Source organism: Flavobacterium sp. K77, from assembly GCF_021608205.1.
Lineage (GTDB): Bacteria > Bacteroidota > Bacteroidia > Flavobacteriales > Flavobacteriaceae > Flavobacterium > Flavobacterium turcicum.
Genome location: NZ_JAKIHO010000001.1, coordinates 29,613 through 53,652 on the forward strand (window position 1 = coordinate 29,613; position 24,040 = coordinate 53,652).

At 35.4% G+C, this 24,040-nt stretch carries 28 protein-coding genes; 9 read left to right on the plus strand and 19 right to left on the minus strand.

The annotated features are described in order from the left end of the window. Positions 1-203 precede the first annotated feature (203 nt). The 16 genes from L1S34_RS00135 to L1S34_RS00210 all read right to left on the minus strand — a co-directional run bounded on the left by L1S34_RS00135 (position 204) and on the right by L1S34_RS00210 (position 13,515). A complete protein-coding gene (locus L1S34_RS00135) occupies positions 204-1,643 on the minus strand; it encodes a nucleoside recognition domain-containing protein (protein ID WP_236361341.1) in 1,440 nt (479 codons plus the stop codon). Positions 1,644-1,766: 123 nt separating this feature from the next. Then, the gene (locus L1S34_RS00140; protein ID WP_210791503.1) at positions 1,767-2,480 is read right to left on the minus strand and encodes a 3'-5' exonuclease; all 714 of its coding nucleotides are present in this window, start codon (positions 2,478-2,480) and stop codon (positions 1,767-1,769) included. Between the two features lie 70 nt (positions 2,481-2,550). Beyond that, positions 2,551-3,021, minus strand: a complete 471-nt coding sequence (locus L1S34_RS00145; RefSeq protein WP_236361353.1) for a methylated-DNA--[protein]-cysteine S-methyltransferase — start codon at positions 3,019-3,021, stop codon at positions 2,551-2,553. A 191-nt stretch (positions 3,022-3,212) separates the two neighbouring features. Next, positions 3,213-3,599, minus strand: a complete 387-nt coding sequence (locus L1S34_RS00150) for a c-type cytochrome (protein ID WP_236361357.1) — start codon at positions 3,597-3,599, stop codon at positions 3,213-3,215. Then, positions 3,599-4,597, minus strand: coding sequence for a porphobilinogen synthase (gene hemB, locus L1S34_RS00155; RefSeq protein WP_166132570.1), 999 nt, complete (start codon positions 4,595-4,597; stop codon positions 3,599-3,601). The genes L1S34_RS00150 and hemB overlap by 1 nt, the downstream gene beginning before the upstream one ends. 99 nt (positions 4,598-4,696) lie before the next feature. Then, complete coding sequence (gene tnpA, locus L1S34_RS00160; protein ID WP_236363170.1) at positions 4,697-5,155, minus strand: IS200/IS605 family transposase; 459 nt, start codon at positions 5,153-5,155, stop codon at positions 4,697-4,699. Between the two features lie 265 nt (positions 5,156-5,420). Continuing rightward, entirely contained in the window at positions 5,421-6,326 is a 906-nt protein-coding gene (gene hemF / locus L1S34_RS00165; RefSeq protein WP_236361370.1) for an oxygen-dependent coproporphyrinogen oxidase, read from the minus strand. Positions 6,327-6,331: 5 nt separating this feature from the next. Beyond that, positions 6,332-6,655: a hypothetical protein gene (locus L1S34_RS00170; RefSeq protein ID WP_236361383.1), complete on the minus strand. Its 324-nt coding sequence runs from the start codon at positions 6,653-6,655 to the stop codon at positions 6,332-6,334. A 31-nt stretch (positions 6,656-6,686) separates the two neighbouring features. Further along, a complete protein-coding gene (gene hemE, locus L1S34_RS00175; protein WP_236361394.1) occupies positions 6,687-7,712 on the minus strand; it encodes a uroporphyrinogen decarboxylase in 1,026 nt (341 codons plus the stop codon). Positions 7,713-7,766: 54 nt separating this feature from the next. Next, complete coding sequence (locus tag L1S34_RS00180) at positions 7,767-8,447, minus strand: uroporphyrinogen-III synthase (protein ID WP_236361397.1); 681 nt, start codon at positions 8,445-8,447, stop codon at positions 7,767-7,769. Further along, positions 8,447-9,367, minus strand: coding sequence for a hydroxymethylbilane synthase (gene hemC, locus L1S34_RS00185; RefSeq protein ID WP_236361401.1), 921 nt, complete (start codon positions 9,365-9,367; stop codon positions 8,447-8,449). Before hemC ends, L1S34_RS00180 begins: the two co-directional genes overlap by 1 nt. Positions 9,368-9,416: 49 nt before the next feature. Further along, on the minus strand, positions 9,417-10,721 hold the full coding sequence (gene hemA, locus L1S34_RS00190) for a glutamyl-tRNA reductase (RefSeq protein ID WP_166132576.1): 1,305 nt from the start codon (positions 10,719-10,721) through the stop codon (positions 9,417-9,419). 358 nt (positions 10,722-11,079) lie between these two features. Beyond that, positions 11,080-11,667 (minus strand): hypothetical protein, encoded by a 588-nt coding sequence (locus L1S34_RS00195; RefSeq protein ID WP_166132577.1) that lies wholly within the window; start codon positions 11,665-11,667, stop codon positions 11,080-11,082. Positions 11,668-11,685: 18 nt separating this feature from the next. Next, positions 11,686-12,120 (minus strand): hypothetical protein, encoded by a 435-nt coding sequence (locus tag L1S34_RS00200; RefSeq protein WP_166132578.1) that lies wholly within the window; start codon positions 12,118-12,120, stop codon positions 11,686-11,688. Between the two features lie 140 nt (positions 12,121-12,260). Then, the gene (locus tag L1S34_RS00205; RefSeq protein ID WP_236361404.1) at positions 12,261-13,100 is read right to left on the minus strand and encodes a DUF5777 family beta-barrel protein; all 840 of its coding nucleotides are present in this window, start codon (positions 13,098-13,100) and stop codon (positions 12,261-12,263) included. A gap of 25 nt (positions 13,101-13,125) precedes the next feature. After that, positions 13,126-13,515 carry an OB-fold protein gene (locus L1S34_RS00210; protein WP_236361406.1) on the minus strand — a complete coding sequence of 130 codons (390 nt, stop codon included), beginning with the start codon at positions 13,513-13,515 and terminating at the stop codon, positions 13,126-13,128. A 178-nt stretch (positions 13,516-13,693) separates the two neighbouring features. Between L1S34_RS00210 and L1S34_RS00215 the strand changes: the two genes are divergently transcribed. The 8 genes from L1S34_RS00215 to L1S34_RS00250 all read left to right on the plus strand — a co-directional run bounded on the left by L1S34_RS00215 (position 13,694) and on the right by L1S34_RS00250 (position 20,979). After that, complete coding sequence (locus L1S34_RS00215) at positions 13,694-14,068, plus strand: cytochrome c (protein WP_236361409.1); 375 nt, start codon at positions 13,694-13,696, stop codon at positions 14,066-14,068. Positions 14,069-14,078: 10 nt separating this feature from the next. Continuing rightward, complete coding sequence (locus L1S34_RS00220; RefSeq protein WP_236361431.1) at positions 14,079-14,618, plus strand: YceI family protein; 540 nt, start codon at positions 14,079-14,081, stop codon at positions 14,616-14,618. A 132-nt stretch (positions 14,619-14,750) separates the two neighbouring features. Then, entirely contained in the window at positions 14,751-15,620 is an 870-nt protein-coding gene (locus L1S34_RS00225; RefSeq protein ID WP_236361434.1) for a helix-turn-helix domain-containing protein, read from the plus strand. Between the two features lie 98 nt (positions 15,621-15,718). Further along, positions 15,719-16,774, plus strand: a complete 1,056-nt coding sequence (gene hemH / locus L1S34_RS00230) for a ferrochelatase (protein WP_236361437.1) — start codon at positions 15,719-15,721, stop codon at positions 16,772-16,774. Continuing rightward, positions 16,775-18,130, plus strand: a complete 1,356-nt coding sequence (locus tag L1S34_RS00235) for an MATE family efflux transporter (protein WP_236361441.1) — start codon at positions 16,775-16,777, stop codon at positions 18,128-18,130. It abuts the gene before it with no gap. Next, on the plus strand, positions 18,117-18,671 hold the full coding sequence (locus L1S34_RS00240; RefSeq protein ID WP_236361443.1) for a CopD family protein: 555 nt from the start codon (positions 18,117-18,119) through the stop codon (positions 18,669-18,671). The genes L1S34_RS00235 and L1S34_RS00240 overlap by 14 nt, the downstream gene beginning before the upstream one ends. A gap of 98 nt (positions 18,672-18,769) precedes the next feature. After that, on the plus strand, positions 18,770-20,185 hold the full coding sequence (locus L1S34_RS00245; protein WP_236363171.1) for an ATP-binding protein: 1,416 nt from the start codon (positions 18,770-18,772) through the stop codon (positions 20,183-20,185). An 11-nt stretch (positions 20,186-20,196) separates the two neighbouring features. Next, the gene (locus L1S34_RS00250; protein WP_236361446.1) at positions 20,197-20,979 is read left to right on the plus strand and encodes an enoyl-CoA hydratase/isomerase family protein; all 783 of its coding nucleotides are present in this window, start codon (positions 20,197-20,199) and stop codon (positions 20,977-20,979) included. 42 nt (positions 20,980-21,021) lie between these two features. On the opposite strand, the gene L1S34_RS00255 is transcribed toward L1S34_RS00250, so the two are convergent. From L1S34_RS00255 to L1S34_RS00265, 3 genes are all read right to left on the minus strand, one after another. After that, entirely contained in the window at positions 21,022-21,675 is a 654-nt protein-coding gene (locus L1S34_RS00255) for an HD domain-containing protein (protein WP_236361448.1), read from the minus strand. Positions 21,676-21,755: 80 nt separating this feature from the next. Continuing rightward, the gene (locus L1S34_RS00260; RefSeq protein ID WP_236361451.1) at positions 21,756-22,745 is read right to left on the minus strand and encodes an acyl-ACP desaturase; all 990 of its coding nucleotides are present in this window, start codon (positions 22,743-22,745) and stop codon (positions 21,756-21,758) included. Between the two features lie 10 nt (positions 22,746-22,755). Beyond that, the gene (locus tag L1S34_RS00265) at positions 22,756-23,490 is read right to left on the minus strand and encodes a lysophospholipid acyltransferase family protein (RefSeq protein WP_236361453.1); all 735 of its coding nucleotides are present in this window, start codon (positions 23,488-23,490) and stop codon (positions 22,756-22,758) included. A gap of 127 nt (positions 23,491-23,617) precedes the next feature. Between L1S34_RS00265 and rnpA the strand changes: the two genes are divergently transcribed. Then, a complete protein-coding gene (rnpA, locus tag L1S34_RS00270; protein WP_236361456.1) occupies positions 23,618-24,040 on the plus strand; it encodes a ribonuclease P protein component in 423 nt (140 codons plus the stop codon).

Below are 24,040 nucleotides of genomic sequence, written 5' to 3' on the forward strand. Positions count from 1 at the left end.
AAAAGAATGAAAAATTGATTAAAAATCCTAGTAGATAATTGCTGCGTGCGAAATCAAATCAAAATTTAACAATATGTTGTGTTCCTACGAAAGTTCAATTATTAGTTTTTAGTTTTTTCAACGGATTTTAATCCGTTATAATTAATCACCACAAAATTGAGAGCCTTAGTCTCGGGACATTTTTCAGAAATTTTTCGACTGGCTTAAAAAAACCAGCTCGCCACAAATATTGCCGTAATTACACATATTACGTCTACTAGCAACATGGTTCCTAAAGCGTAACGGGTGTTTTTGATATTAACCGACCCAAAATAAACCGCAATTACATAAAAAGTACTTTCGGCACTACATTGAAAAATGCTACTCAAACGCGCCGTTAAGGAATCTGGACCGAAAGTATTCATAGAATCAATCAAAAATCCTCTAGAACCCGCAGAACTAAATGGACGTAGCAAGGCTACTGGCAAAGCATCTGTAATCTCTTTACTTACACCCATATTTGAGAATAAAAAGGCAATTCCGTTACTGATGATTTCAAACAAACCACTATTTCTAAACAAGGAAATAGCAACTAACATCCCTAAAACGTAAGGGAAAATAGTTACCCCCGTTTTCACGCCATTGTTAGCACCCACTACAAAAGCATCAAAAACGGTAGTGCTTGCAGCAGTAAATTTCTTTTCATTCCAGAATGAAAAAATTAAAGTGAACGCAATAATAGCGATTAAAATTAAAGCTGACAGATTAGATGTAAAGTAGTTTTTACCAACTAAATCCAATTGGTTCACATACATCAGCAAACCAATAATAGCTGCGATTAACGTAATTAAAACCAATACCAATGACGCACTTTTAAAATTGATTTTTTGTTTGATACCCACGATCAAAAAGGCTGCAATGGTACCTATGAATGATGTAATGATACAAGGCAACATTACATCGGCTGGATTGCTTGCATTTGCAGCAGCACGGTAGCCAATGATTGAAGTAGCTATCAAAGTAAGTCCTGAGGCATGCAAGCACATGAACATTATTTGGGCATCACTCGCTTTGTCTTTTTCAGGATTTATTTCTTGTAAACTTTCCATGGCTTTAAGGCCAAAAGGCGTTGCGGCCGAATCTAAGCCAAGAAAATTAGCCGCAAAATTCAAAGTCATATACGAAATCGAAGGATGGTTTTTAGGAATACTTGGAAATACTTTTACAAAAACAGGGCTCAATCCTTTGGCTAATTTTCCAGAAGCACCTGAAATAATTAACAGTTCCATCAACCCACAAAAGAAAGCCAAATAGGCCATTAATGGCAAAACTAAATCGAGTAAAGTACTTTTACAGGTAGGCAATAAACCATCTGATTTTTGCACGCCACTGTAGATTTTTACCGTTTTATTTTTAAAAACATAAGTTGTATCCGAGTTTAAAGTATCACGATTGACTATCATGGTTTGATCTGGTGCATTTATGATACTGTCTTTGATAAAAAGCGGCAATTGCTCCGGCATTTTTTCAGAAATCAAAATCGGGTCGTCTTTTTTTCCATTTAATACATAATCAATTGTATAGGTGTTTGAACTGAACAAACTAACTACCACAAAAACAATTGATGAAATAAAAATAACCAACCAAAATCTGCTCAATACCATAACTAATAATTTTTGTAAATGTAATAAATCGATATTCAATGTCAATTACTATGTCAATTACTATGTCAATTTCAATGAAAGAATTTTAAAATTGACATTGCATTTTGATATTGATATTCAAATTTACACATGAATAATCTCATCTTCTATCAACAACTCTTCTCTACGCAAGCGAAGAAAAATTTGCGCTACAGCAATCGTATCTCGCTCACAATAAGTTACAATGCGGTCAATGTCTTTTTCCACATAAAACACATGACCTACTTGACTTCCATCGATATCGCCTTTTGAAGAAGGAATGCCGAGTACTTTACACATCAATTTCAAAGAAGTAAAATGTTTGTAATCGCCAAATTTCCACAATTCTAATGTATCTAAATGCGGAATTTCCCAAGGTTTCTTTCCAAATAAATTGAGCTTGTTTGGAATTGCAATATTGTTGATAATCATTCGCCTAGCTAAAAAGGGAATATCAAATTCTTTGGCATTGTGTCCGCACAAGACATGCTGCGGTTGATTGAAGTGATTGTTGAGTAAATTATTAAAGTCGGAAAGTATTTTTTTCTCTTCGCCAAAAAAACTCGTTACTCGAAAATTACGAATGTCACCTTTGATGGTAAAATAACCAACCGAAATACAAACAATTTTACCAAACTCAGCCCAAATACCTGCTCGATCATAAAAATCTTCGGGAGAAAACTCCTCTTTGCGTTGATATTGGGTTTTATGTTCCCAAAGCGATTGCATTTCAGGATCTAAAGCATCGTAATTTTCAGATTCAGGAACGGTCTCAATATCAAGAAAGAGAATGTTATTAAGGTTAATTTTTTCGATCATGGTATGGCACGCAGATTTTAATTTTACACCGATTTGATAAAACGAATATAAGAATTTTATTGATAAACAACTAAAAAAGAGCTTGTTGCTTAGTTGGATTTTCGTGCTCCAACAACCATTTTTTACGCCATAATCCTCCTGCATAACCTGTAAGAGAACCATCACTACCAATGACTCTGTGACAAGGAATCACAATCCACAATGGGTTTTTCCCATTAGCAGAGGCCACAGCTCGAATGGCTTTTGGATCACCAAGAAACTTAGATTGTTCTAAATAGGTTCTTGTTTTCCCAAACGGAATATCGAGTAATGCGTTCCACACCTTTTGTTGAAATTCAGTTCCCTTGGGATTGAGTTTAAAGGTAAAATTAGTTCTTTGCGAATTGAAATATTCTTGAAGTTGCTGCACTGCCTCTTGTAAAAAATCGGGGATTTGAGCGGATATTTCACCCTCTTCTAACACTGTTATTTCAGAAACACCATTTACGTCACCGGTAATGGCAGCAATTCCTAAAGGCGTTTTGATGTAGACCGTTTCCATTTTTTAAAGGTAAAAAAATAATCTTTGTAGACTACATACGGTCATAAAAAAACCATTCGTACTTGTGAATGGTCTTTGATTTTAGCCCTGATAGAAGCGGCATCTCCCGATTTAGAAAAACAAGGATTTCTAGCCGTAGTTTTAATTTATCGGGAATACAGCGGATAGCAGGATAAAGCTCCTAAAAAACTTTATTTTACATGAGAATATACGTAGGCTTCTAGCGCTTTCAATTCTTCGTCAGACATGGCTTTTGTGAGTGCAAAGTTAGCTTTCATTACCTCGTATTGACTTGGGTCTACAATTGGCTCGCCTTCACCTTTTAAAAACGTGACCATATCGGCATTTTTACTTTTATAAATAGCCGCAATGTCTTGTAAGCTGGGACCGATTACCTTTTTGTCAATTTGGTGACAGGCGATACAATTTCCTTTTCCTTCAAAAATTTCTTTTCCTAATTCTACCGGAGTTTGAGCAACGGTTTCAGTAGTTGTTGGGTACAAGGATTCTTTTTTGGCTTCTTCTTTTTTACAAGATAGAAAGCAACAAACGGCTACTAAACAGAGGATCTTTTTCATTATTTTTTATTTAAAAGTATGGCGGCTTCTTTGGCAAAATAAGTCGAAATTAAACTGGCTCCTGCTCGCTTGATGCACATTAACTGCTCCATCATGGTTTGGTCGTGATCTAGCCAACCTCTTTCGGAAGCGGCTTTAATCATGGCATATTCGCCAGAAACATGGTATACGGTTACGGGTACATGAACTGCATTTTTTACCTCGCGAACGATGTCCAAATACGCAATCCCGGGTTTTACCATGACCATATCAGCGCCTTCTTCAACATCCCAAAGTGCTTCTTTGATGGCTTCAAGACGATTGGCATAATCCATTTGATAGGTTTTTTTATTTTTTGGAACTACTACATCAGCGTCTTTAGGAGCAGAGTCTAAAGCATCCCGAAAAGGTCCGTAAAATGCCGAAGCATATTTGGCAGAATAACTCATGATGCCCACGTTATGATACCCTGCAGCATCTAAACCTTGGCGCAAGCGTAGTACGCGTCCGTCCATCATATCGCTTGGCGCTACAAAGTCGGCACCGGCTTGTGCGTGAGACACGGCCATTTTTACCAAAGCATCGTTGGTACTATCATTTTCAACATCGCCATTTGCTATGATTCCGTCATGACCATAAATAGAATACGGATCCAAAGCCACATCAGGCATGACAATCATTTCTGGACAAGCAGCTTTGATGGCACGAATGGCGTTTTGCATGAGTCCGTTTGGGTTCCAAGCTTCAGTACCGGCGTTGTCTTTGAGATTTTCATCGACTTTTACATAGATATTTACTGCTCGAATTCCTAAATCGAATAATTCTTGCACTTCTTTAACCGTTAAATCGATAGAACGTCGAAAAATTCCAGGCATAGATGGAATTTCAACTTGTACGTTTTCACCTTCGGCAATAAACATAGGGAACATAAAATCACTTGGACTTAATGTAGTTTCTCTAACTAAGGAACGAATGGATTCGTTGACTCTTAACCGGCGACCTCTTTGTAATGGGAACATATTTTTAGTTTTTCAAGCTCCAGAGGAGCATAATGTTTATAGTAATTTGTTTTATTGTGCTGTTTTTAAGCCCGATAAGGGCAACATATTTTTCTCTAATTAAACATCATCAAAAAGATATTCATTTTTAAAATCGACATAATATAATTTTAAAAATTCTACATATTCTTCTTTGAATGTTTTTGATTTATGATGTTCTTCTTGATTTTGTATGTAATTGATAACATTTGTCAATTGCGAATGGCTGTAAGTAAATGCTCCGAATCCTGTTTGCCACTCAAATTTACCATTTATCCAAGCTTTTTCATTTATGAATCTTGATGAATTGGCTTTTATATCTCTCACCAAATCTGATAAAGCTTTATTTGGCTTTAAGCCAATTAGAATATGAACGTGGTCTGGCATTCCATTGATCGCAATCAGTTTTTGACCTTCATTTGTAACAATACCGGTGATATATTTGAACAATTCATCTTTCCATGTACTAGAAATTAGATTTTGTCTCCCTTTTACAGCAAAGACAATTTGGATATATATTTGAGAATAGGTGTTTGCCATTACAAATTGATGTTGGTTAAAGATGTCATTCTTACGAAATTCAATTTTAATTACATACATTATGTGTTATTAATACAACGCACTGATGATTGCTATAAATATAGCGCTCCTACGGAGCTAAAATGAATCGATATAATTCTCTATAAATATATCGCACCTATGGTGCTCAATCAAAACAATATTGTTTCTATCAATGTTGCGCTCCTACGGAGCTAAAATGAATAAAAATAATATTATTTGCTGTACATATAACCCTCCTATGGAGCTAAACCATCCACTCAACAGGATTCTCCAGCACTTTCAATAACTTTTCTTCTTCACTTCCTGCTTCCGGATGATGATCATATACCCACTGAACGTGTGGTGGTAATGACATTAAAATTGACTCAATTCTTCCATTGGTTTTTAAGCCAAATAAAGTGCCTTTGTCATGCACCAAATTGAATTCAACATAACGACCTCTTCGGATTTCTTGCCAAGTTCTTTGTTCTGCGGTAAATGTTAAATTTTTTCGTCTTTCTAATATTGGAACATAAGCGGTAAGAAATGAATTTCCAACTTCGGTTACAAAGTTAAACCAGTTTTCCATTGACATTTGTTCGGTTTCTTTGCAATAATCAAAGAATAAACCACCTAGTCCACGAGCTTCATTACGGTGTGCATTCCAAAAATAGGCATCACATTGTTTTTTATACTTGGGATAAAACTCTGGATTGTGCTTGTCACAAGCTGTTTTGCAAGTTTGATGAAAATGTATCGCATCTTCTTCAAATAAGTAATAGGGCGTTAAATCCTGTCCGCCACCAAACCAACTCTTGATAATATTTCCGTTATCGTCATACATTTCGAAATAACGCCAATTAGCATGAACCGTTGGTGCCATTGGGTTTTTAGGATGGATAACCAAACTCAATCCGCAAGCAAAAAAATCGGCTTCGCCAACGTTAAATAATTTCTGCATCGAATCGGGTAATTTTCCGTGCACTGCCGAAATATTGACACCGCCTTTTTCGATTACATTTCCGTTTTCAATTACACGTGTTCGTCCTCCGCCGCCTTCAGGACGTTCCCAAAGATCTTCCCTGAATTTGGCATGACCTTCAACAGCTTCTAAGCCAGCAACAATCTGGTCTTGGAGATTTTGTATGTAGGTGTAAAATTTATTTTTCATTAAATCTAAATAAACATTGTAAATATCACAATCACAATTAGAACAATAAAAGGGATTGATATAAATTCAAAATCAGTGTAATACTTCTTTTTTGAAAACAAATTAATTGCTGTCAATATTAATAAGCCAAACAAAGAGAAAAGAATAGTGAAAATAGGTAGACCTATCATCATATATCCAGCTCCACAAGGAGTTTCATTTGAAAAAGAATTTATTTTAAAAAAGAAAAAATATAAAACAAAAACAATCCAAAGTAAATACAGACCTATTGGTATAATATTTTTTTTGTTGTTAATTTTTATTTTCATCAAATTATTTATCTTTTCCAAATATGTTTTTAATAAAGCTTTAGGCTAAAAGCTATTGTTTATACTCCTTCACCGCATCAATAAATGCTTTGGCATGATCCACCGGAATATTTGGTAAAATACCGTGGCCTAAGTTTACAATATATTTGTCTTTTCCGAATTCGTCAATCATTTCGTGAACCATTTTCTTGATGGTTGGAATTGGTGACAACAATCTTGATGGATCAAAATTACCTTGTAGTGTGATATTTCCACCTGACAAATAACGTGCATTTCTAGGCGAGCAAGTCCAATCTACACCAAGCGCAGAGGCTTTACTTTTACCCATTTCGTTCAAAGCAAACCAACATCCTTTTCCAAAAACAATAACTGGAGTTACTTCAGCTAAGGCATCGATGATTTGGTTGATGTATTTCCATGAGAATTCTTGGTAATCAACTGGCGACAACATACCGCCCCAAGAATCAAATATTTGTACTGCATTCACACCTGATTTTACTTTTTCTAATAAGTATAAAATAGTGGTATCAGTGATTTTTTGTAATAAAGTGTGCGCTGCTACTGGATCTGAGAAACAGAATCCTTTGGCTGTATCAAAACTTTTAGACCCTTTGCCCTCAACAGCATAACAAAAAATAGTCCATGGTGAACCCGCAAAACCTATCAAAGGAACCTCATCGTTCAACATTTCTTTTGTCAACTTTACAGCATCAAAAACGTAACCTAAAGTTTCATTTACATCTGGAACGAAAACTTGGTTTACTTGTTCCATCGTACGAATAGGATTCGGGATTATTGGACCTAAATTGTCTTTTAATTCCACGTGAATTCCCATAGCGCGAGGCACAACAAGAATATCCGAAAATAAAATGGCAGCATCTGGAGCAATTCTACGAATAGGTTGCACCGTAATTTCGGCAGCTAATTCTGGTGTTTCGCAACGAGTGAAAAAATCATATTTGTCTCGCAAAGCTCTAAATTCTGGTAAATACCTTCCTGCTTGACGCATCATCCATACCGGTGGGCGTTCAACAGTTTCTCCTTTTAGCGCTCTTAAAAACAAGTCATTTTTTAACATAATTCTATTTTTTAATTCCTTTTTGAGGGTTTGTTTTGATCTATTTGATGGGCGTTATTCGCCTTCTTTTGTATAATATTTTATGAGTCCGATAATTAAATCTTCAATAGTTGGCTCTTCGGCCACCACAATGCTCTTTGTTTTTCCTTTTAAAGCCGCCGCGGTAGTCTCACCAATGCAAAAGCAAACTTCTTTTTTTAGCTTATTTTCTTTTAAGTAACTTTCTACTCCCGATGGACTGAAAAAGAGGATGCCAGCAAAATTTTCTAGACTTGAAATTTTAAATGGTGCCAACTTAGTTTGGTACACTTCAATTTCATTAAACACGATTCCAGCATCTTTTAGTGCTTGCGGTAAAGTTTCTTTACGCAAATTACCACTAAAAAAAGTGTAGCTGTTTTTACTGTAAATTAAGGTGATAATTTCGGCTAGCTCTGAAGCGTAGTCCATGTAAACATCTACTGTAAAACCATTTTGCTCCAGTAATTCTTTGGTTTTGATGCCTACGCAAAAAGCAGTTTTGGTTCGTAAACCTTCCCAACCGTCTTGTTCTAACAAACTTAAAACAGCGTTCTGACTACTGAAAATAAGATTTTCTTGAATATTTTGAAGTGAAAATGGAATGTTTGTTATTTCGATAAAATCTTGTTCCAAAAGATCAAAGTTGGCATCGAGAACCGCTTTTCTTTGAACCCCAGAAAGTGTTTTTGTAGATAAAATACTAATTTGCTCCATTATTTTTTTAAGCTGTTTTTGATGGATGTCATAAGTGCTGCTCCACCATTTTCAAGAATTTCTTGTGCGCAATAAAACCCTAATTTTTTCCAGTCTTGCATTGGAACGGTTTTTTCTACTTCGATTTTTTCTTTTCCATCAATAGAAAACAAAACGCCTTTGAAAACAATATCGTCATCTACAAAAACGGCTAAAGCACCAATTGGAGCTGTACAACCGCCTTCGAGCGTTCTTAAAAATTGTCTTTCAATGTGGGTGCACACTTCTGTATCAATATCATTCAACTCGTGCAAAGCTTGTCTTGAAAATTCATCGTCGGCCATGGCAACTACCAACATTGCGCCTTGTGCCGGTGCAGGAATCATCCAGTCTAGATCAATATAATCTTCTGGTTTAAGGTTGATTCTTTCCAATCCTGCTGCTGCAAATACAGCTCCACTCCAGTCGCTTTCTTGTAGTTTTTTCATGCGTGAATTTACATTTCCGCGCAAATCAACTACAGTATGATTCGGGTATTTATTAAGCCATTGCGCTTGACGGCGCAAACTACCCGTAGCAATAGTTCCAGTTTGATTTAAAAAATCGAGATTGCCTTTGTGTACTAAAATATCGAGTGTATTGGCTCTTTCGAGAACGGCTGCTTGAACAATTCCGTGTGGTAATGCAGTTGGAACATCTTTCATAGAATGTACCGCAATATCAACATCGCCATTAATCATAGCTACATCGAGTGTTTTGGTAAAAATTCCGGTAATTCCTAATTCATAAAGAGGCTTATCAAGAATAATATCGCCTTGCGATTTTACGGCTACAATTTCAGTTTTGTACCCTAAATCATTTAGTTTTTTTTGGACGGTATGAGCTTGCCAAAGTGCCAATTCGCTATCGCGAGTTCCTATTCTAATTACTTTTTGAGCCATATTACGATTGCATCCTTAAAAAACGAAAGGATTATTTTATTGTGTAATTTTAAGACAAATTAATCTTGTATTTTTCTTCAATTGCTGAAGGTACAACTTTTGGGGCCAACTGTCCAATTTGAAACACTTTTTCAATAAAATCAATGCTGTCGTCTACTGATGTGTTTTCATCTTTTAGATGACTTGCAAAATGATTAGTTATTTTTTGAATGATTCTTGAACTGATTAAATCCGCTTGTTCCTCGTCAAAGTTAATTGTTTTTTTTCTTTGTAACGCCAATTCGGTCGCAACAATATCATTTAACTTAGCTTTTAGTGCATGAATAGTTGGCGCGTATTTACGACCATTCATCCAGGTATTTAACTCTAATTTTAAATCCTCAATAATCGCTTCTGCAGCAGGAATGTGCTGTTTTCTGCGCTCCAAAGTGTCATCCGTCATTTGAGATAAATAATCTAAATGAATTAATGTAACACCATCGATATCAGCAACATCAGGATTTACATTTCTTGGAATGGATAAATCCAGAATTAAAAGCGGCTTTTTAAGATTCAAAAGTGTTTTGTCAATAGTTGGATTCTTTGCTCCTGTAGCCACAACTAGCACATCTGTTTGCTGAATTTCTTCTTGCAAATTGGCATAATCTTTAACAACAACATTTAATTTTCCGGCCAATTGTTCCGCCTTATTTTTTGTTCTGTTAATTAGGGTGATGTGACCGTTTTTAGTATGTTTTACTAAATTTTCGCAAGTATTTCTACCAATTTTTCCAGTTCCAAAAAGCAATATGTTTTTGTTACCAATGTTTTCTACATTGCGAATAATATATTGAACTGATGCAAACGAAACCGATGTTGCACCAGATGATATTTCAGTATCTGTTTTAATTTTTTTACTCGCTTGAATAACCGAGTTTACTAAGCGATCCATAAAGGTGTTTACTAAACCTTCTGTTTTACTTACTTTGAATGCATTTTTGATTTGGCTGATGATTTCAAAATCACCTAATATTTGACTATCTAAACCTGTTCCTACACGAAACATGTGGTTAATAGCATCTTGACTTTTATAAATGTAAGCTACTTCTTGAAACTCTTCGACAGAGCCATTGCTGTTTTCACAAAGTAATTTGATTAACTCATAAGGATGATTAGCAAATCCGTATATTTCGGTTCTATTACAAGTAGAAGTAACAATTAAGGATTCTATTCCTTCTTCTTTAGCTTGCGCCAAAAGTGCTGATTGTGCACTAGCGTCAAGGCTAAATTTCCCTCTCATGGTTGCGTCTGCTTTCTTGTAACTTAAGCCTAAAGCATAAAAAGTGGTGTTTTTGGACATACTAAATTTTTCCATATTATACTTTCCTTAAAAAGTTCAACAAAATTATTACTAACTATTTTATAAAAACAACGCTAGAGGTACTTTTTATATCGCTATGAAATTAAAAATTTGATTAGTGCCTTTTTTGCTCTAAAAAGAGTCGGTTTTCACTGAAATCAAGCTTTAAACACAGCGCTATATATATTAATTCTAAATAAAGGGTTTGTTTTTCCAAGATTTGCGATTTTAAAAAATATCGCTTAGGGTTCAAAACATCGAGTGGTATTTGGAAAAATTATTTAATTTTAAATACGTTACTCTACATTATTGATTTAACAAAAAAGAAATAAAAACGCTACCCATAAAAGGTAGCGTTTTTAACCTTTTCATACTATTCTTGTACGATTGGAGCTCTTAAAGACTCTAATACTGCAACAATATCAGTATATAATTTTGTGTTTGAAGCAACACCATTAGCATTTGCAGCTGCACCTACGTACCCAACAAATTTAGTGTACTCAGCAGCATTTGATTTTTTACCCATACGTGCGTTTGTAGCTGGGTTATGTGCTGCTACCATGTTAAGACCAGAATAAGTGTTTACTGCATTTGTTCCTCCTGTATTGAAAGAGAAAAAATCAGTAAGATTATCTGATAATTTAGCGATACTTGTTGCTTGAGTAGTACCTGTTTCTCTTAAAACTGGTGCAAAGTGTGCTGCCAAGTTTCCAGATGCATTGTTTTGAACATCAGCTACAATTAGACCAATAGTAGAGTTTACTACCTTACGGTAAGACAATCTTCCAGCTTCGATCATTTGACCAGAATTATCTGGGTCAGCAACCATTGCAGTTCCGCCTAAACGAGTGTAGATTGAAGCTTCTGCAGCTGGTGCAGCATCATCATCATTGTTACAAGAAACCAAAGTTGCCGATGCAACTAATAACACACCAAGTGTTAATTTTGAAAAATGTTTCATAATAAAAGTATTTAAGGATTAATTAAAAAATTGATTTACTTTTTGGAATAATTTGTAGCTCGCGCTGTTTTGATCTACAGGGCAAACCTCTTTACTTGCAAAACTTTCTGGTAAAATGTAGCGTTGTGCATCGTATTTACCTTTTGTCATTAACTCATTGTAAACTTTCTCTGAGTTAGTAATCTTGTTGTTGTGAAAGTATACAACCACATTTCGTTTTACAATGATAGAGTCAGAAGTCAATCCGTCTATCGTTCTCAAGTCGGCACAAATTTTCTTTGCTTGCACAGAGTCAATGTTTGATTTAAAATCGATTCGGCTCACTTGTAAGTTGGGAGTATCATATACAGCGGGCTTAGCCGTTATAATATGAAAGATAAAAATGGCAATAAACAACACAACTATAGTTAGTCCTGCCCAAAGTACCTTTTTAAAAATCTTGTTTGTTTTCATAGGTTTGTTGTTTTTTATTTGTTGTATTTGTGTTGATATACGTGCACTATTTTAACTTGGTTTTTTCAAAATGTGTTAAAAAAGCTATTTAAATTCATTTTAAATAATAAAAATAGTACAAACTCCTCGTTTTTAACTTCTTAAAAAACTCTGGCCAAATTAAATCCAAAGAAAACATCTCCTTTGTTCCAATCGCCGGTTGTTCTTCCTAAGAAACCTGCTTCGTCAATTCCTTGTGAGTTGGTAAAGTGCATTTGAAAAACGTGTCCACCCGTTTCCAAATCAAAACCAATAGAAAGTGGATTATTGAAAACTGAATTTCCTGCGCGGTTTAAATGAGCAGCATAATCAATATTTAAAGACCATCTTTTAGAAAACTTATATCTACCACCCATACCTATTGCATATTGCGTATTGTCCTGCAAAGGATTATTTACAAAATTTTCATGAAATATAGATGGAGCAAGCTCAAGTGATAATTTTTCTGAAAACTTGCGAGAAATCAACAATTGACCAACGTAGGTTAAACGATCACTGAATTCTAGATTTGGATACAAACTTTCTTTTAATGTATTGTTGATAGACATACTATTGAAACCAGCAATAGTAACCGGAAAACCATCTTTAACTTGTGAAAACAAAGCGTATTTTGCAGCAAAATCATACGCCAACTGATTACGTGCAGCACTTACATGTAAACCTTCGGTTAAACCATATATGAATTTTATTTGTGTATTGGCATTATCTAAACCGTAAAATCCTTCAAAGCCATCTTTAACAGATCCAAAACGGTGCGCTACAACAAAATATAAATCGCCTTTTGCAGCAAGTTTAGTAGATTCTAAGTTTACAATTTTAAGCGCCTTGAATGCAGAAGTAACTTTCTCTTTGCCAGAAGTGGTTTCAACACCATCTAACAAATCATCTTGTGCAAAAGTCAATAAGGGTAATAGAAGTAATAAAAAGGTTAATTTTTTCATGTGTTTGGGTTTTTAAAATTGTTGTTTATTTAATTATCGAAATTTGATCTAATTTATACTCTTCTACTAATTCATCATAACCTAAAAATCTACCTTTAACGGTTATAGTTTTTCCCGTCAAATCCTTAAGCGATGTTTTTTCTGCAAAAGTTCCAAAAACTTTTTCACCTAACACAATTCCGTTATTTGCCTCATCAACACTAGTAACCACATCGACCAATTCAATAGTTTTGTCTGAATATTTGGCATTGGCAACGCTATCATTGGCTTGAAATTCAACATCCATATTAGGAATAGAAACCACATAATCAGCTGTTTCAGTTTTAATATCGCGATGTTCTTTGTATAAAAACAGATAAGAAGAAACAGCAACTACTCCTACAAGTGCAATTCCTACAAGTATTTTTTTGTTCATGGTGTACAAGTTTTTAAATTTATCAAATATACGAGAAAAAGATTCTTATGGTTTTGTCATTTTTTTTTAATATTAATTAAAACTAAAGCTTCGTTTTTATCGTAAATGCAATTATAATTTACTACTATTGGTAATTATTTAAAAATTAATAATTTACGCTAAATTTAAAACAAAAAACATGAAATCACAATTAGTATTCACAGCTTTAACGTTTGTTGCACTTTTGACAAGCTGCAGCAATGAGGATTCAGAAACACTTACAACAACGCCACCTCCTAATTCTACGGCCAAAGTGACCTACAATCAAAACATTAAATCAATTATTGACAACAATTGCGTAGTTTGCCATGCTGCAGTACCACGAAATGGCGCACCCAATTCATTAGTAACATACGCACAGGTGAAAGAATCGATTACAAATCGTGGTTTATTAAACCGCATCTCTCTTCCTAACGGTAATGGTTTACTAATGCCACAAGGCGGGCCAAGGATGCCACAAGCTACGATAGATTTAGTTGCAAAATGGCAACAAGACGGATTATTAGAACAATAAATAATTGAAAATGAAGAAATTAATAACTTTAGCGTTATTATGCCTAACTCTAACAGGCTTTGCGCAAGAAAAAATGATCACTAAAACAGGTAAAATTAACTTTGAAGGATCGGTTTCATCTTTTGAAGAAGTTAAAGCCTCGAACAACAATGTCACATTTGTATTGAATCCTAACACAGGAGAAATTGCAAGTTTAGCACTAGTAAAAGGTTTTCGATTTAAAGTGGCACTTATGGAGGAACATTTTAACGAAAACTACGTAGAAAGCGATAAATACCCAAAAGCTACTTTTAAAGGTAAACTTTCTGGCTTTGACGTAAAAAACCTTAGTGAAACACCAAAAGAGTTTCCGCTAACCGGTAAATTAGAGTTGCATGGCAAAACGAATGATGTTAAAACGACTGCAAAAATTAGTAAGACTGCTGCAGGTATTAAGATTGTATCGAACTTTGCAGTAAATGCAAGTGATTACAATATTGCTATTCCTGCTGTTGTAAAACGAAAAGTATCAAACAAGATTAACATCGAAATTGATGCTACCGTAAAATAAGGCACAAAGAATAAAATTTGTATAAAATTACGGCGTACGCTCTATAAAACCGTGAAAAAGATTTAATTTTGAAAGACAAAAACAATCTAATGCCTAGCTGTGGATTGAAAATTTTAAAAAAGAAATCAAAACATGGAAGAAGAAATTAACATTGAAAACGATTTTACGTTAATTCGGTTTCAAAACGACAGTTCGGCCCCATTGTTTGCGCAGCGTGAAACTACAAGTGGTTTAATTCAATTTCATTTTGGTCTAAAAGGAAATGCCAAGTTTTTGTTTAATCAGGGTAACTATGCTTTAGAACTAAAAGAAGAAAAGTCGCTGCTTTTATACAATCCGCAAAAAGAACTGCCCTTGAACTTAGAGTTAGCTCCAAATTCATGGGTTATTTCTGTAATAATTTCTATAAAAAAATTTCACGCTCTTTTCTCTACCGAAGCTGATTACATCACGTTTTTGAGTGCTGATAATAAGGACAAAAAATACTATAACGAAGGAAATATAAGTCCATCAATGGCAATCGTATTGTCGCAATTGTTTCATTACAATTTGCATCCTTCTATTAAAAACTTGTATTACAAAGGGAAAGGCTACGAGTTGTTGAGCTTGTATTTTAACCGTACCGAGGATCCAAATGCGGAGCAATGTCCGTTCTTGATTGATGAAGACAATGTAATCAAAATAAAAAAAGCCAAAGAAATCATCATTTTAAACATGGCAGAGCCACCGGGATTGCAAGAATTAGCAGACGAGGTGGGGCTGAATATCAAAAAGTTGAAAATGGGATTCAAACAAATTTATGGCGACACCGTTTACGGATTTTTATTTGATTACAAAATGGATTTTGCACGCAAACTACTCGATAGCGGCTCCTACAACGTGAACGAAGTAGGATTAAAAATCGGCTATAGTACCGGCAGTCATTTTATTGCAGCGTTCAAAAAGAAATTTGCCACTACGCCAAAAAAATACCTAATGTCTATTAACCCAAACATGAATTAGGGCATTGATTTTAGATATTAAACGATAAATAAAAAATAGTTAATCTCCGGATATAAAAAGTAAGTTTAATTACTTTTGTTCTAACAAAAAACAACAACATGAAAGGTGTATTATTAGTAAACTTAGGCTCTCCAGAAAGTCCAACCCCAAAAGATGTAAAGCCGTATTTAGATGAGTTCTTGATGGATAAATACGTGATAGACGTTCCGTTTTTATTGCGTGCATTATTGGTACGTGGAATCATTTTACAAACGAGACCTAAAAAATCAGCTGCAGCTTACTCAAGAATTTGGTGGGACGAAGGGTCGCCGCTTGTTGTTATTTCGCGTCGTATGCACGAAAAAGTGCAAGCGCAAGTTGATGTGCCAGTTGCTTTGGCAATGCGCTACGGAAATCCATCCTTATTGTCTGGTTTACAAGAACTGCACGACAAAGGAGTGACCGAAGTAATGTTGTTTCCGTTGTACCCACAACACGCTATGGCCTCTACTACAACCATTTTAGAATTAGCCGAAGAGCACCGCAAAAAATATTTCCCTGAAATGAAATTCACGATAGTACCTGCGTTTTACAACAAACCTGACTATCTACAAAACTTAGCCGACTCCATTAAAGGTCATTTAGAAGGTTTTGATTATGATCATTTGTTGTTTTCATACCACGGAATTCCAGAACGTCACATTCGTAAAACAGATGTTACGAAATCACACTGCAAAATTGATGGATCTTGTTGCAACACACCATCACCAGCGCATGAGTTTTGCTACCGTCATCAATGTTACGAAACTACCAAACAGGTAGTTAAACTATTGGGAATTCCAGAAGGAAAATACAGCCAGACCTTTCAGTCTCGTTTAGCGGGTGACAAATGGTTACGACCATACACTGACGTAGAGGTGAACAAAATGCCTGAAAAAGGAATTAAAAATCTTGCTGTAGTTACTCCTGCATTTGTATCTGACTGTTTAGAAACTTTGGAAGAAATTGCAATGGAAGCCAACGAAGAATTTTTGCACCACGGTGGCGAAAAATTCATGGCAATTCCTTGTTTAAATGATAGTGATGATTGGTGCAAAACAGTAAGCAACTGGATTACAAATTGGTCAAAAGTAACGACAACAAGTACTGCAACAGCCGAAACTGTTACTGCATAAATGGCGGTAAAAGCCGATGAATTAGGCACGCAGGACATCAAAAAACTTTTGTTCAAACAAGCCGTTCCCGCATCAATTGGAATATTATTTTTGTCGGTCAACATTTTAATCGACACCATTTTTGTAGGACAATGGATTGGCTCATTAGCAATTGCTGCGGTTACCGTGGTACTTCCTATAACATTTTTGATCTCATCGCTTGGTATGGCAATTGGGGTTGGTGGTGGCTCTGTACTGTCACGAGCACTAGGCGCCGGAGATCGCGAAAAAGCGCTTTATACCTTCGGGAATCAAATCACATTAACTTTTGTGCTAGCCTCTATTTTTGTAGTGGCTGGCCTTTTTTTTAGTGTTGAAATGCTACACCTTTTTGGAGCAAAAGGTGCTATTTTAAAACCTGCGAAAGAATTTTTTATGCCAATTATTTTAAGTGTTCCTTTTTTAGCACTTTGTATGATGGGAAACAATGTTATTCGTGCCGAAGGCAAAGCAAAATTTGCTATGGTGGCTATGATCATTCCGGCCTTTGTAAATATTGGTTTAGACATTCTTTTTATTCGTTTTTTAAATATGGGGATGCAAGGCGCTGCATTGGCCACAGCAATCTCCTACTCTACTTGTTTTTTATTTGTAGGCTGGTTCTTTATTTTTAAAAGCGAACTAAAACTAGAAATAAAACATTTCAAATTACAAACCGCTATTAGCAAAGAAATTATTACGCTTAGCTTTGTCACCTTTGCCCGACAAGGAGTAGTAAGTATTTTGGCGATTATTGTAAACCACACTCTATACACTTACGGCGGCGAACACTCGGTTACTATTTATGGCATTATAAGTCGCATGTTAATGTTTGCCTTGTTCCCTATTTTAGGAATTACACAAGGTTTTTTACCTATTGCTGGTTATAATTACGGAGCGCAAAATCACGCACGTGTCAAAGAAAGTGTTGCACTCTCTATAAAATACGCGGCAATTTTAGCAACAATTATTTTTTTGATAATCGTAGTTTTTGCACAATCTATAGTTTCAATCTTTACAAGCGACCCACAAGTAGTGCAACAAACTCCCGATGCTTTGCGATGGGTTTTTGCAGCTTCGCCCATTATAGCAATACAATTAATTGGTGCGGCTTATTTTCAGGCGGCTGGGAAAGCTAAAAAGGCATTGCTTTTAACTTTGAGTAAGCAAGGGTTTTTCTTGATTCCGTTGGTACTCATTCTACCAAATTTTTTAGGTATTTTTGGCGTATGGATTGCTTTTCCTATTGCAGATGTACTTTCAACAGTGCTCACTGCTTACTTTTTGCACCGAGAAATGAATAAAAAATTAAAAAATATTGAAAATGGAATTCTATAATTACATTAAATCCCTACACCTCATCTTTGTAATCACATGGTTTGCAGGTTTGTTTTATATCGTACGATTGTTTGTGTATCAAATTGAAGCTGCTGCAAAACCCTCACCAGAAAAAGAAATCTTACAAAACCAATACAAAATAATGACGTACCGCTTATGGTATATCATCACTTGGCCATCAGCGATTCTAGCAAGTGTTTTTGCTTTTTGGATGTTGTTTTTTACGGAACTAGGCCAAGCTTGGTTACAAATGCCATGGATGCACGTAAAGCTTGGCTTTGTTTTTGCGCTGTATTTGTACCATGCCAAGTGCCAGCAAATTTTCAATCAATTGCAACGAAATGAAGTAAAATATTCTACTAATTTCATGCGATTATGGAATGAAGGAGCTACCATTATTTTGTTTGCTGTGGTGTTTTTAGTGATTTTAAAAAACGCCGTCAATTGGATATACGGAGTAATTGGGATTTTTCTTTTCTCTATTATTATCATGCTTGGTTTTAAATTTTATAAAAAAATTAGAGAACGAAACAATTCTTGATTCAAAACCAGACAGTAAACCGATATTGTAAATTAATCAACATGTTCACAAGCTTCAAAATAGCTATGCTTTCACTACGGATTAGGATTTTCCTGTCCATGATTGTATTGATATTAATGGCTTCGGTAATTTTAGCCTCAATATCAATTATTCAGTTTAAAAATGAAGCTAAAGAATACCATCAAGAACGCCTTGAACGCAATGAAAATGCAGTAAAACAGCACATTAATTTTATTCTTTCTACGACCACTTATCCTTTGAATGCCGCGAATTTAGATCTGATTTTTAAAGATAAAATTCACGAATTGGCACACATCCACAATATTGAAATCAATATTTACAGTTTGGATGGGAAATTATTAAAATCCTCAAAAGAGTCCTTTTCAGTTGATAAAGTAGCGCCACCTATCCCGAAATACATTTTAAAACTCGTACGCTCTTCTATTGAAAAAAGGTATGTAGACATTAAAACGATTGAAGGTAAAAAAAACCGTTCGGCATTTAGTCAAATCAAAGACGACAAATTCAAACCTCTTGGTATTTTAAATTTACCTTACGTAGAGGATGATGGCTATTACGAAAACGAGCTCAAAAACTTCCTGATTCGATTAGGCCAAGTGTATACTTTTATGTTGGTAATGGCCTTTGCGCTAGCCTATTTTTTATCATCTTATATTACTAAATCACTCAAAACCATTTCTGACAAGTTGAGTGAAACTAGCTTGAACCAAAAAAACGAAAAAATTGTTTTGGAGGCCAACAGCAAAGAAATTAATTTGCTAATCAAAGCCTATAACGCCATGGTGGATGAATTAGAAAAAAGTGCTATTAAATTGGCTCAAAGCGAACGAGAAGGCGCTTGGCGCGAAATGGCCAAACAAGTGGCGCACGAAATCAAAAATCCGTTGACTCCAATGCGTTTAACCGTGCAAAGTTTTCAGCGTAAATTTGACCCCACTGATGCCAACGTCAAACAAAAAATGAATGATTACTCTGAAACACTCATTCAACAAATTGATACCATGAGCGCTGTGGCTTCGGCATTTTCAAACTTTGCTTCGATGCCAGCACAACAAAACGAAACACTGAATGTAGTTGAAGTGGTTGAGCTTGCCATGGATATTTTTAACGAAGATTATATTGAATTTAAAAGCGAATCACCCGAAATTATTTCTAAAATTGACCGTACGCAACTCATTAGGATAATTACCAACTTGGCCAAAAACGCCATTCAGTCCATACCGGAGCAGCAAGAGGAAAAGAAAGTTACCGTTACCATTCGTAAAGAAATGAATACCGTTTTGATCACCGTTTCAGATAATGGAGTTGGAATTCAGGCAAGTGATGTACATCGTATTTTTGAACCTAAATTTACCACTAAAAGCAGTGGAATGGGGCTTGGTCTTGGAATCATAAAAAACATTATTGAAAATTATAAAGGAACAATTACCTTTGAGAGCGAATTCGGAAAAGGAACCACTTTTACGGTATCGCTACCCATTTTGCACACATAAAAACAAAATATATGAACTACGAAAACATTTTAATTACAACTGAAAATAACATTGCCACGGTTACCATTAATCGTCCTACAAAACTGAATGCGCTAAATGTTGCAACGATTTCTGACTTGCACAAAGCGTTTAAAATATTGGCCAAAAATGACGAAATAAGAGCGATTGTACTAACTGGTAGCGGTGAAAAAGCTTTTGTTGCTGGTGCTGATATTTCAGAATTTGCTCATTTCTCTATTGAAGAAGGAACGCAATTGGCTGCTGAAGGACAAGAAAAATTATTCGATTTCATAGAAAATTTAAAAACTCCTGTAATTGCAGCGGTTAACGGCTTTGCATTGGGTGGTGGTTTAGAATTGGCGATGGCATGTCATTTTAGAGTAGCATCAGACAATGCAAAAATGGGTTTACCTGAAGTTTCATTGGGCGTAATTCCGGGTTACGGAGGAACGCAACGTTTGCCACAATTAGTTGGAAAAGGTCGCGCTATGGAACTTATTATGACTGCCGGAATGCTAACAGCTACCGAAGCTCACGGAATGGGATTAGTTAATCACGTGGTACCTCAAGAAGAACTAGTAGCGTTTTGTATGACTATTGCTAACAAAATAATTAAAAACTCTCCATATGCCATTGGCAAAGCTATCAAGGCTGTAAATGCCAACTTTAAAGAAGGAAAAAACGGCTATGAAGCCGAGATTAAAGCCTTTGGTAAATGTTTTGGAACGCAAGATTTTAAAGAGGGAACAACGGCTTTCTTAGAAAAAAGAAAAGCAGTTTTTACTGGGAAATAAAAAACAAAAAAAAGAGAGCCATTTGAGCTCTCTTTTTTGTTACTACTTCTCTCCTTCCCATTCGGCATAAAATTGAGAAAGGAAACCTTCCATGTATTTATGACGCTGTTGTGCTATTTGTTTACCAGTTTCGGTGTTCATTTTATCTTTTAAAAGCAATAACTTCTCATAAAAATGATTGATCGTAGGCGAATCGTTATTTTTATATTCCTCCTTACTCATGCCTGTTCTTGGGCCAATTTCAGGGTCATAGAGCGTTCTATTCTTAAAACCCCCATAATTGAACGTTCTAGCAATTCCGATCGCTCCAATCGCATCTAATCGATCGGCATCTTGAACAATATCCAATTCTTTTGAACTGAATTTCTTTTCAAAATTACCACCTTTGTACGAGATGTTTTCAATAATGAGCACCACATGATCAATAACATTTTGAGAAACTGCTTTCGATTCTAGATATTCTTTGGCTACTCTCGGTCCTACGGTTTCGTCTCCGTTGTGAAACTTACTATCTGCAATGTCATGCAGCAAAGCGCCCAGTTGTACTACCAAAGCATCACAGGCTTCTGTCTTAGCAATAAGCAAACTATTTTTGTACACACGCTCGATATGAAACCAATCGTGGCCGCCCTCTGCATTTTGCAATTCTTGTTTTACAAAAGCAATTGTATCTGTAATTAATTGTTCTGAGTTCATTAAAATTTGGTTTAAAAAAAATGCTGAACACTATCGTTTATACAATAGCATTCAACATCTTATAATTTTGTTTGAATTGATTAACGCACCAAAGCAGGCTCAACCCACTTAAAGATGTGCGATTCTTGGGGAATCACCAATCGTTCTGAAATTTTAGCCATTCTAGCTGGTAATTTCATCAAATAATCACGCGCTTTTTCAGCTTCGTCAGTTAAGTTTCCTATCTTATCAATTTCCCATTTGTCGATCAATTTTTGCATGATGTCTACATAATCAGCAGCGGTATATACCCCAATACGTTGTGCAGAATCAGAAAATTGCTCAAAAGCACTACTAATTTTTTCACCAGACTCTCTTAAAAAATGAGCTGGCATTACGATCTTAGCTTTCATCATGTATTGAAAAGCCAACATCATTTCGCTTGGATCAATTTGAAAAATACGGTTCACAAACTCGCTGTATGCATGGTGGTGACGCATTTCATCGCCAGCAATCATTTTGCACATTTTAGATAGTTTGTTATCACCATATTTCTTAGCCATTTGCGCCACACGGTTGTGCGATACGTAGGTAGCTAACTCTTGAAAACTGGTGTAAATAAAGTTCTTGTAAGGATCTGTACCCGTACCAATATCAAAACCGTCGTTGATCAAATGTTGCGTAGTCATTTCAACTTCCCGCATATTTACACGACCTGATAAGTACAAGTATTTGTTTAATAGATCACCGTGACGATTTTCTTCACCTGTCCATTGTCTAATCCATTTAGCCCAACCATTGCGCTCCACGTTATCAACACCTTCTACATCCATCAACCAAGATTCGTAGGTCGGCAAAGCTTCTTCAGTGATGGTATCACCTACAAGCGTAACCCAAAAATCGTATGGTAAGTCTTTGGCTATTTCGCGTAATTCTTTAACCTCATCAAAGAAATTTTCACTTTGAGAATTGGGTAAAAAATCAGTTGGTTGCCATATTTTTTCAACAGGAATCAGGTACTGATCGACAAAGCTATCTACGTTTTTTTCCAAAAACTGCATTACTTCTAATCGAATGTTTTTTATTGACATTATATATAAATTAAATTTTTATTCCTTGAACAACTGCTGTTTCGGTTTTCTCCATCAAATCAGCAAAGTTGTATTCGCTCACTGCTAGCGGTTTATGTATTACAAAGGTAAGGCGATTTCCTAAACCTACGGGGAAAAACCCATATTTAACTATTTTCCAAGAATTGTTTATGCTTACAGGAACTACGTAGGATGAAGGTGCGTTTTTGCACAAAATTTTCAAGCCTGTTTGAGAAAAAGCTTTGGGAACACCAGTTTTACTGCGGGTTCCTTCAGGAAAAATAACTGCTGATCGTTTGTGTTTTTCAATATACTCTGACAATCCTTTGATAACCGGAATGGCTTGCTTAGGGTCTTTTCTATCAATTAAAACTGATCCGCCGTGACGTAAATTATAGGAAACACTGGGTATACCGCTGCCTAGTTCCTTCTTGCTTACAAATTTACAATGAAAACGGCGTAAATACCAAATCATTGCAATAATATCATACATACTTTGGTGGTTGCACACAAAAATCAAGGGTACATTTTTCGGGATGCTCTCTACATTTTTAAAAGTATAACGCGTTCCTAGTAAGTTGGTACACTTTACCAGAAAAAAGTTCAAATAATCAACACTTTTTTTATGGGCTTGGTAGCCAAAAACATTGAAACAAACCCATTGAATAGGGTGAAAAATAACCAAGGTAAGACCGAAACACAGATAATAAATTACGGAAATAGGATAGGAAATTAGTTTTTGCATGCTGTTACAATTTTGCGACAAAAGTAATAAATATATTTTTAGCACTATTTAAACGCAAAATAATATACTTGCTATTGCTTAAATCGTAAATTTGCGGGTTATACTACCAATTTTTTATTCAGCAAAAATGAATTTCACCTACCCAAAATCAGAAAAATTAAAGAGCAAAATCACCATTGGATTGTTGTTTACTGAGGGCAAATCAGTCTCAAAATACCCTTTGCGATTGGTTTACAAAGCAGGTTCATTTGGCCCAAACGACACCTTGGACGGGAAAATAAAAATGGGAGTTTCCGTTTCAAAAAAGAATTTTAAAAAAGCAGTAGATCGAAATTACTTTAAGCGCGTTTTGCGTGAAACGTACCGATTAAACAAACACCTTTTGATTGATAATCTGGACCAACCATATTCGTTTATGTTTTTTTACCAAACCAAAGAACGCTTGACTTATCAAGAAATCAACACAAAAACAAAACAATTGTTTGAAAAGTTTGTGGCTCAAAACAGTCCGAAACCAACAACCGAAAACCAAGACAGTACTAAATCGTAA

Excerpts from the sequence above, each read along its gene's own strand:
- hemB (WP_166132570.1), bottom strand. The coding sequence starts at position 4,597 with ATGTTCCCATTACAAAGAGGTCGCCGGTTAAGAGTCAACGAATCCATT.
- hemH (WP_236361437.1), top strand. The coding sequence starts at position 15,719 with ATGAAAGGTGTATTATTAGTAAACTTAGGCTCTCCAGAAAGTCCAACC.
- L1S34_RS00220 (WP_236361431.1), top strand. The coding sequence starts at position 14,079 with ATGAAGAAATTAATAACTTTAGCGTTATTATGCCTAACTCTAACAGGC.
- hemC (WP_236361401.1), bottom strand. The coding sequence starts at position 9,367 with ATGGCTCAAAAAGTAATTAGAATAGGAACTCGCGATAGCGAATTGGCA.
- L1S34_RS00135 (WP_236361341.1), bottom strand. The coding sequence starts at position 1,643 with ATGGTATTGAGCAGATTTTGGTTGGTTATTTTTATTTCATCAATTGTT.
- L1S34_RS00250 (WP_236361446.1), top strand. The coding sequence starts at position 20,197 with ATGAACTACGAAAACATTTTAATTACAACTGAAAATAACATTGCCACG.
- L1S34_RS00140 (WP_210791503.1), bottom strand. The coding sequence starts at position 2,480 with ATGATCGAAAAAATTAACCTTAATAACATTCTCTTTCTTGATATTGAG.
- L1S34_RS00260 (WP_236361451.1), bottom strand. The coding sequence starts at position 22,745 with ATGTCAATAAAAAACATTCGATTAGAAGTAATGCAGTTTTTGGAAAAA.
- L1S34_RS00265 (WP_236361453.1), bottom strand. The coding sequence starts at position 23,490 with ATGCAAAAACTAATTTCCTATCCTATTTCCGTAATTTATTATCTGTGT.
- L1S34_RS00225 (WP_236361434.1), top strand. The coding sequence starts at position 14,751 with ATGGAAGAAGAAATTAACATTGAAAACGATTTTACGTTAATTCGGTTT.
- L1S34_RS00180 (WP_236361397.1), bottom strand. The coding sequence starts at position 8,447 with ATGGAGCAAATTAGTATTTTATCTACAAAAACACTTTCTGGGGTTCAA.
- tnpA (WP_236363170.1), bottom strand. The coding sequence starts at position 5,155 with ATGGCAAACACCTATTCTCAAATATATATCCAAATTGTCTTTGCTGTA.
- hemE (WP_236361394.1), bottom strand. The coding sequence starts at position 7,712 with ATGTTAAAAAATGACTTGTTTTTAAGAGCGCTAAAAGGAGAAACTGTT.
- L1S34_RS00235 (WP_236361441.1), top strand. The coding sequence starts at position 16,775 with ATGGCGGTAAAAGCCGATGAATTAGGCACGCAGGACATCAAAAAACTT.
- hemF (WP_236361370.1), bottom strand. The coding sequence starts at position 6,326 with ATGAAAAATAAATTTTACACCTACATACAAAATCTCCAAGACCAGATT.
- L1S34_RS00145 (WP_236361353.1), bottom strand. The coding sequence starts at position 3,021 with ATGGAAACGGTCTACATCAAAACGCCTTTAGGAATTGCTGCCATTACC.
- L1S34_RS00255 (WP_236361448.1), bottom strand. The coding sequence starts at position 21,675 with ATGAACTCAGAACAATTAATTACAGATACAATTGCTTTTGTAAAACAA.
- L1S34_RS00215 (WP_236361409.1), top strand. The coding sequence starts at position 13,694 with ATGAAATCACAATTAGTATTCACAGCTTTAACGTTTGTTGCACTTTTG.
- L1S34_RS00200 (WP_166132578.1), bottom strand. The coding sequence starts at position 12,120 with ATGAAAACAAACAAGATTTTTAAAAAGGTACTTTGGGCAGGACTAACT.
- L1S34_RS00240 (WP_236361443.1), top strand. The coding sequence starts at position 18,117 with ATGGAATTCTATAATTACATTAAATCCCTACACCTCATCTTTGTAATC.
- L1S34_RS00210 (WP_236361406.1), bottom strand. The coding sequence starts at position 13,515 with ATGAACAAAAAAATACTTGTAGGAATTGCACTTGTAGGAGTAGTTGCT.
- L1S34_RS00205 (WP_236361404.1), bottom strand. The coding sequence starts at position 13,100 with ATGAAAAAATTAACCTTTTTATTACTTCTATTACCCTTATTGACTTTT.
- L1S34_RS00150 (WP_236361357.1), bottom strand. The coding sequence starts at position 3,599 with ATGAAAAAGATCCTCTGTTTAGTAGCCGTTTGTTGCTTTCTATCTTGT.
- hemA (WP_166132576.1), bottom strand. The coding sequence starts at position 10,721 with ATGGAAAAATTTAGTATGTCCAAAAACACCACTTTTTATGCTTTAGGC.
- rnpA (WP_236361456.1), top strand. The coding sequence starts at position 23,618 with ATGAATTTCACCTACCCAAAATCAGAAAAATTAAAGAGCAAAATCACC.
- L1S34_RS00195 (WP_166132577.1), bottom strand. The coding sequence starts at position 11,667 with ATGAAACATTTTTCAAAATTAACACTTGGTGTGTTATTAGTTGCATCG.
- L1S34_RS00245 (WP_236363171.1), top strand. The coding sequence starts at position 18,770 with ATGATTGTATTGATATTAATGGCTTCGGTAATTTTAGCCTCAATATCA.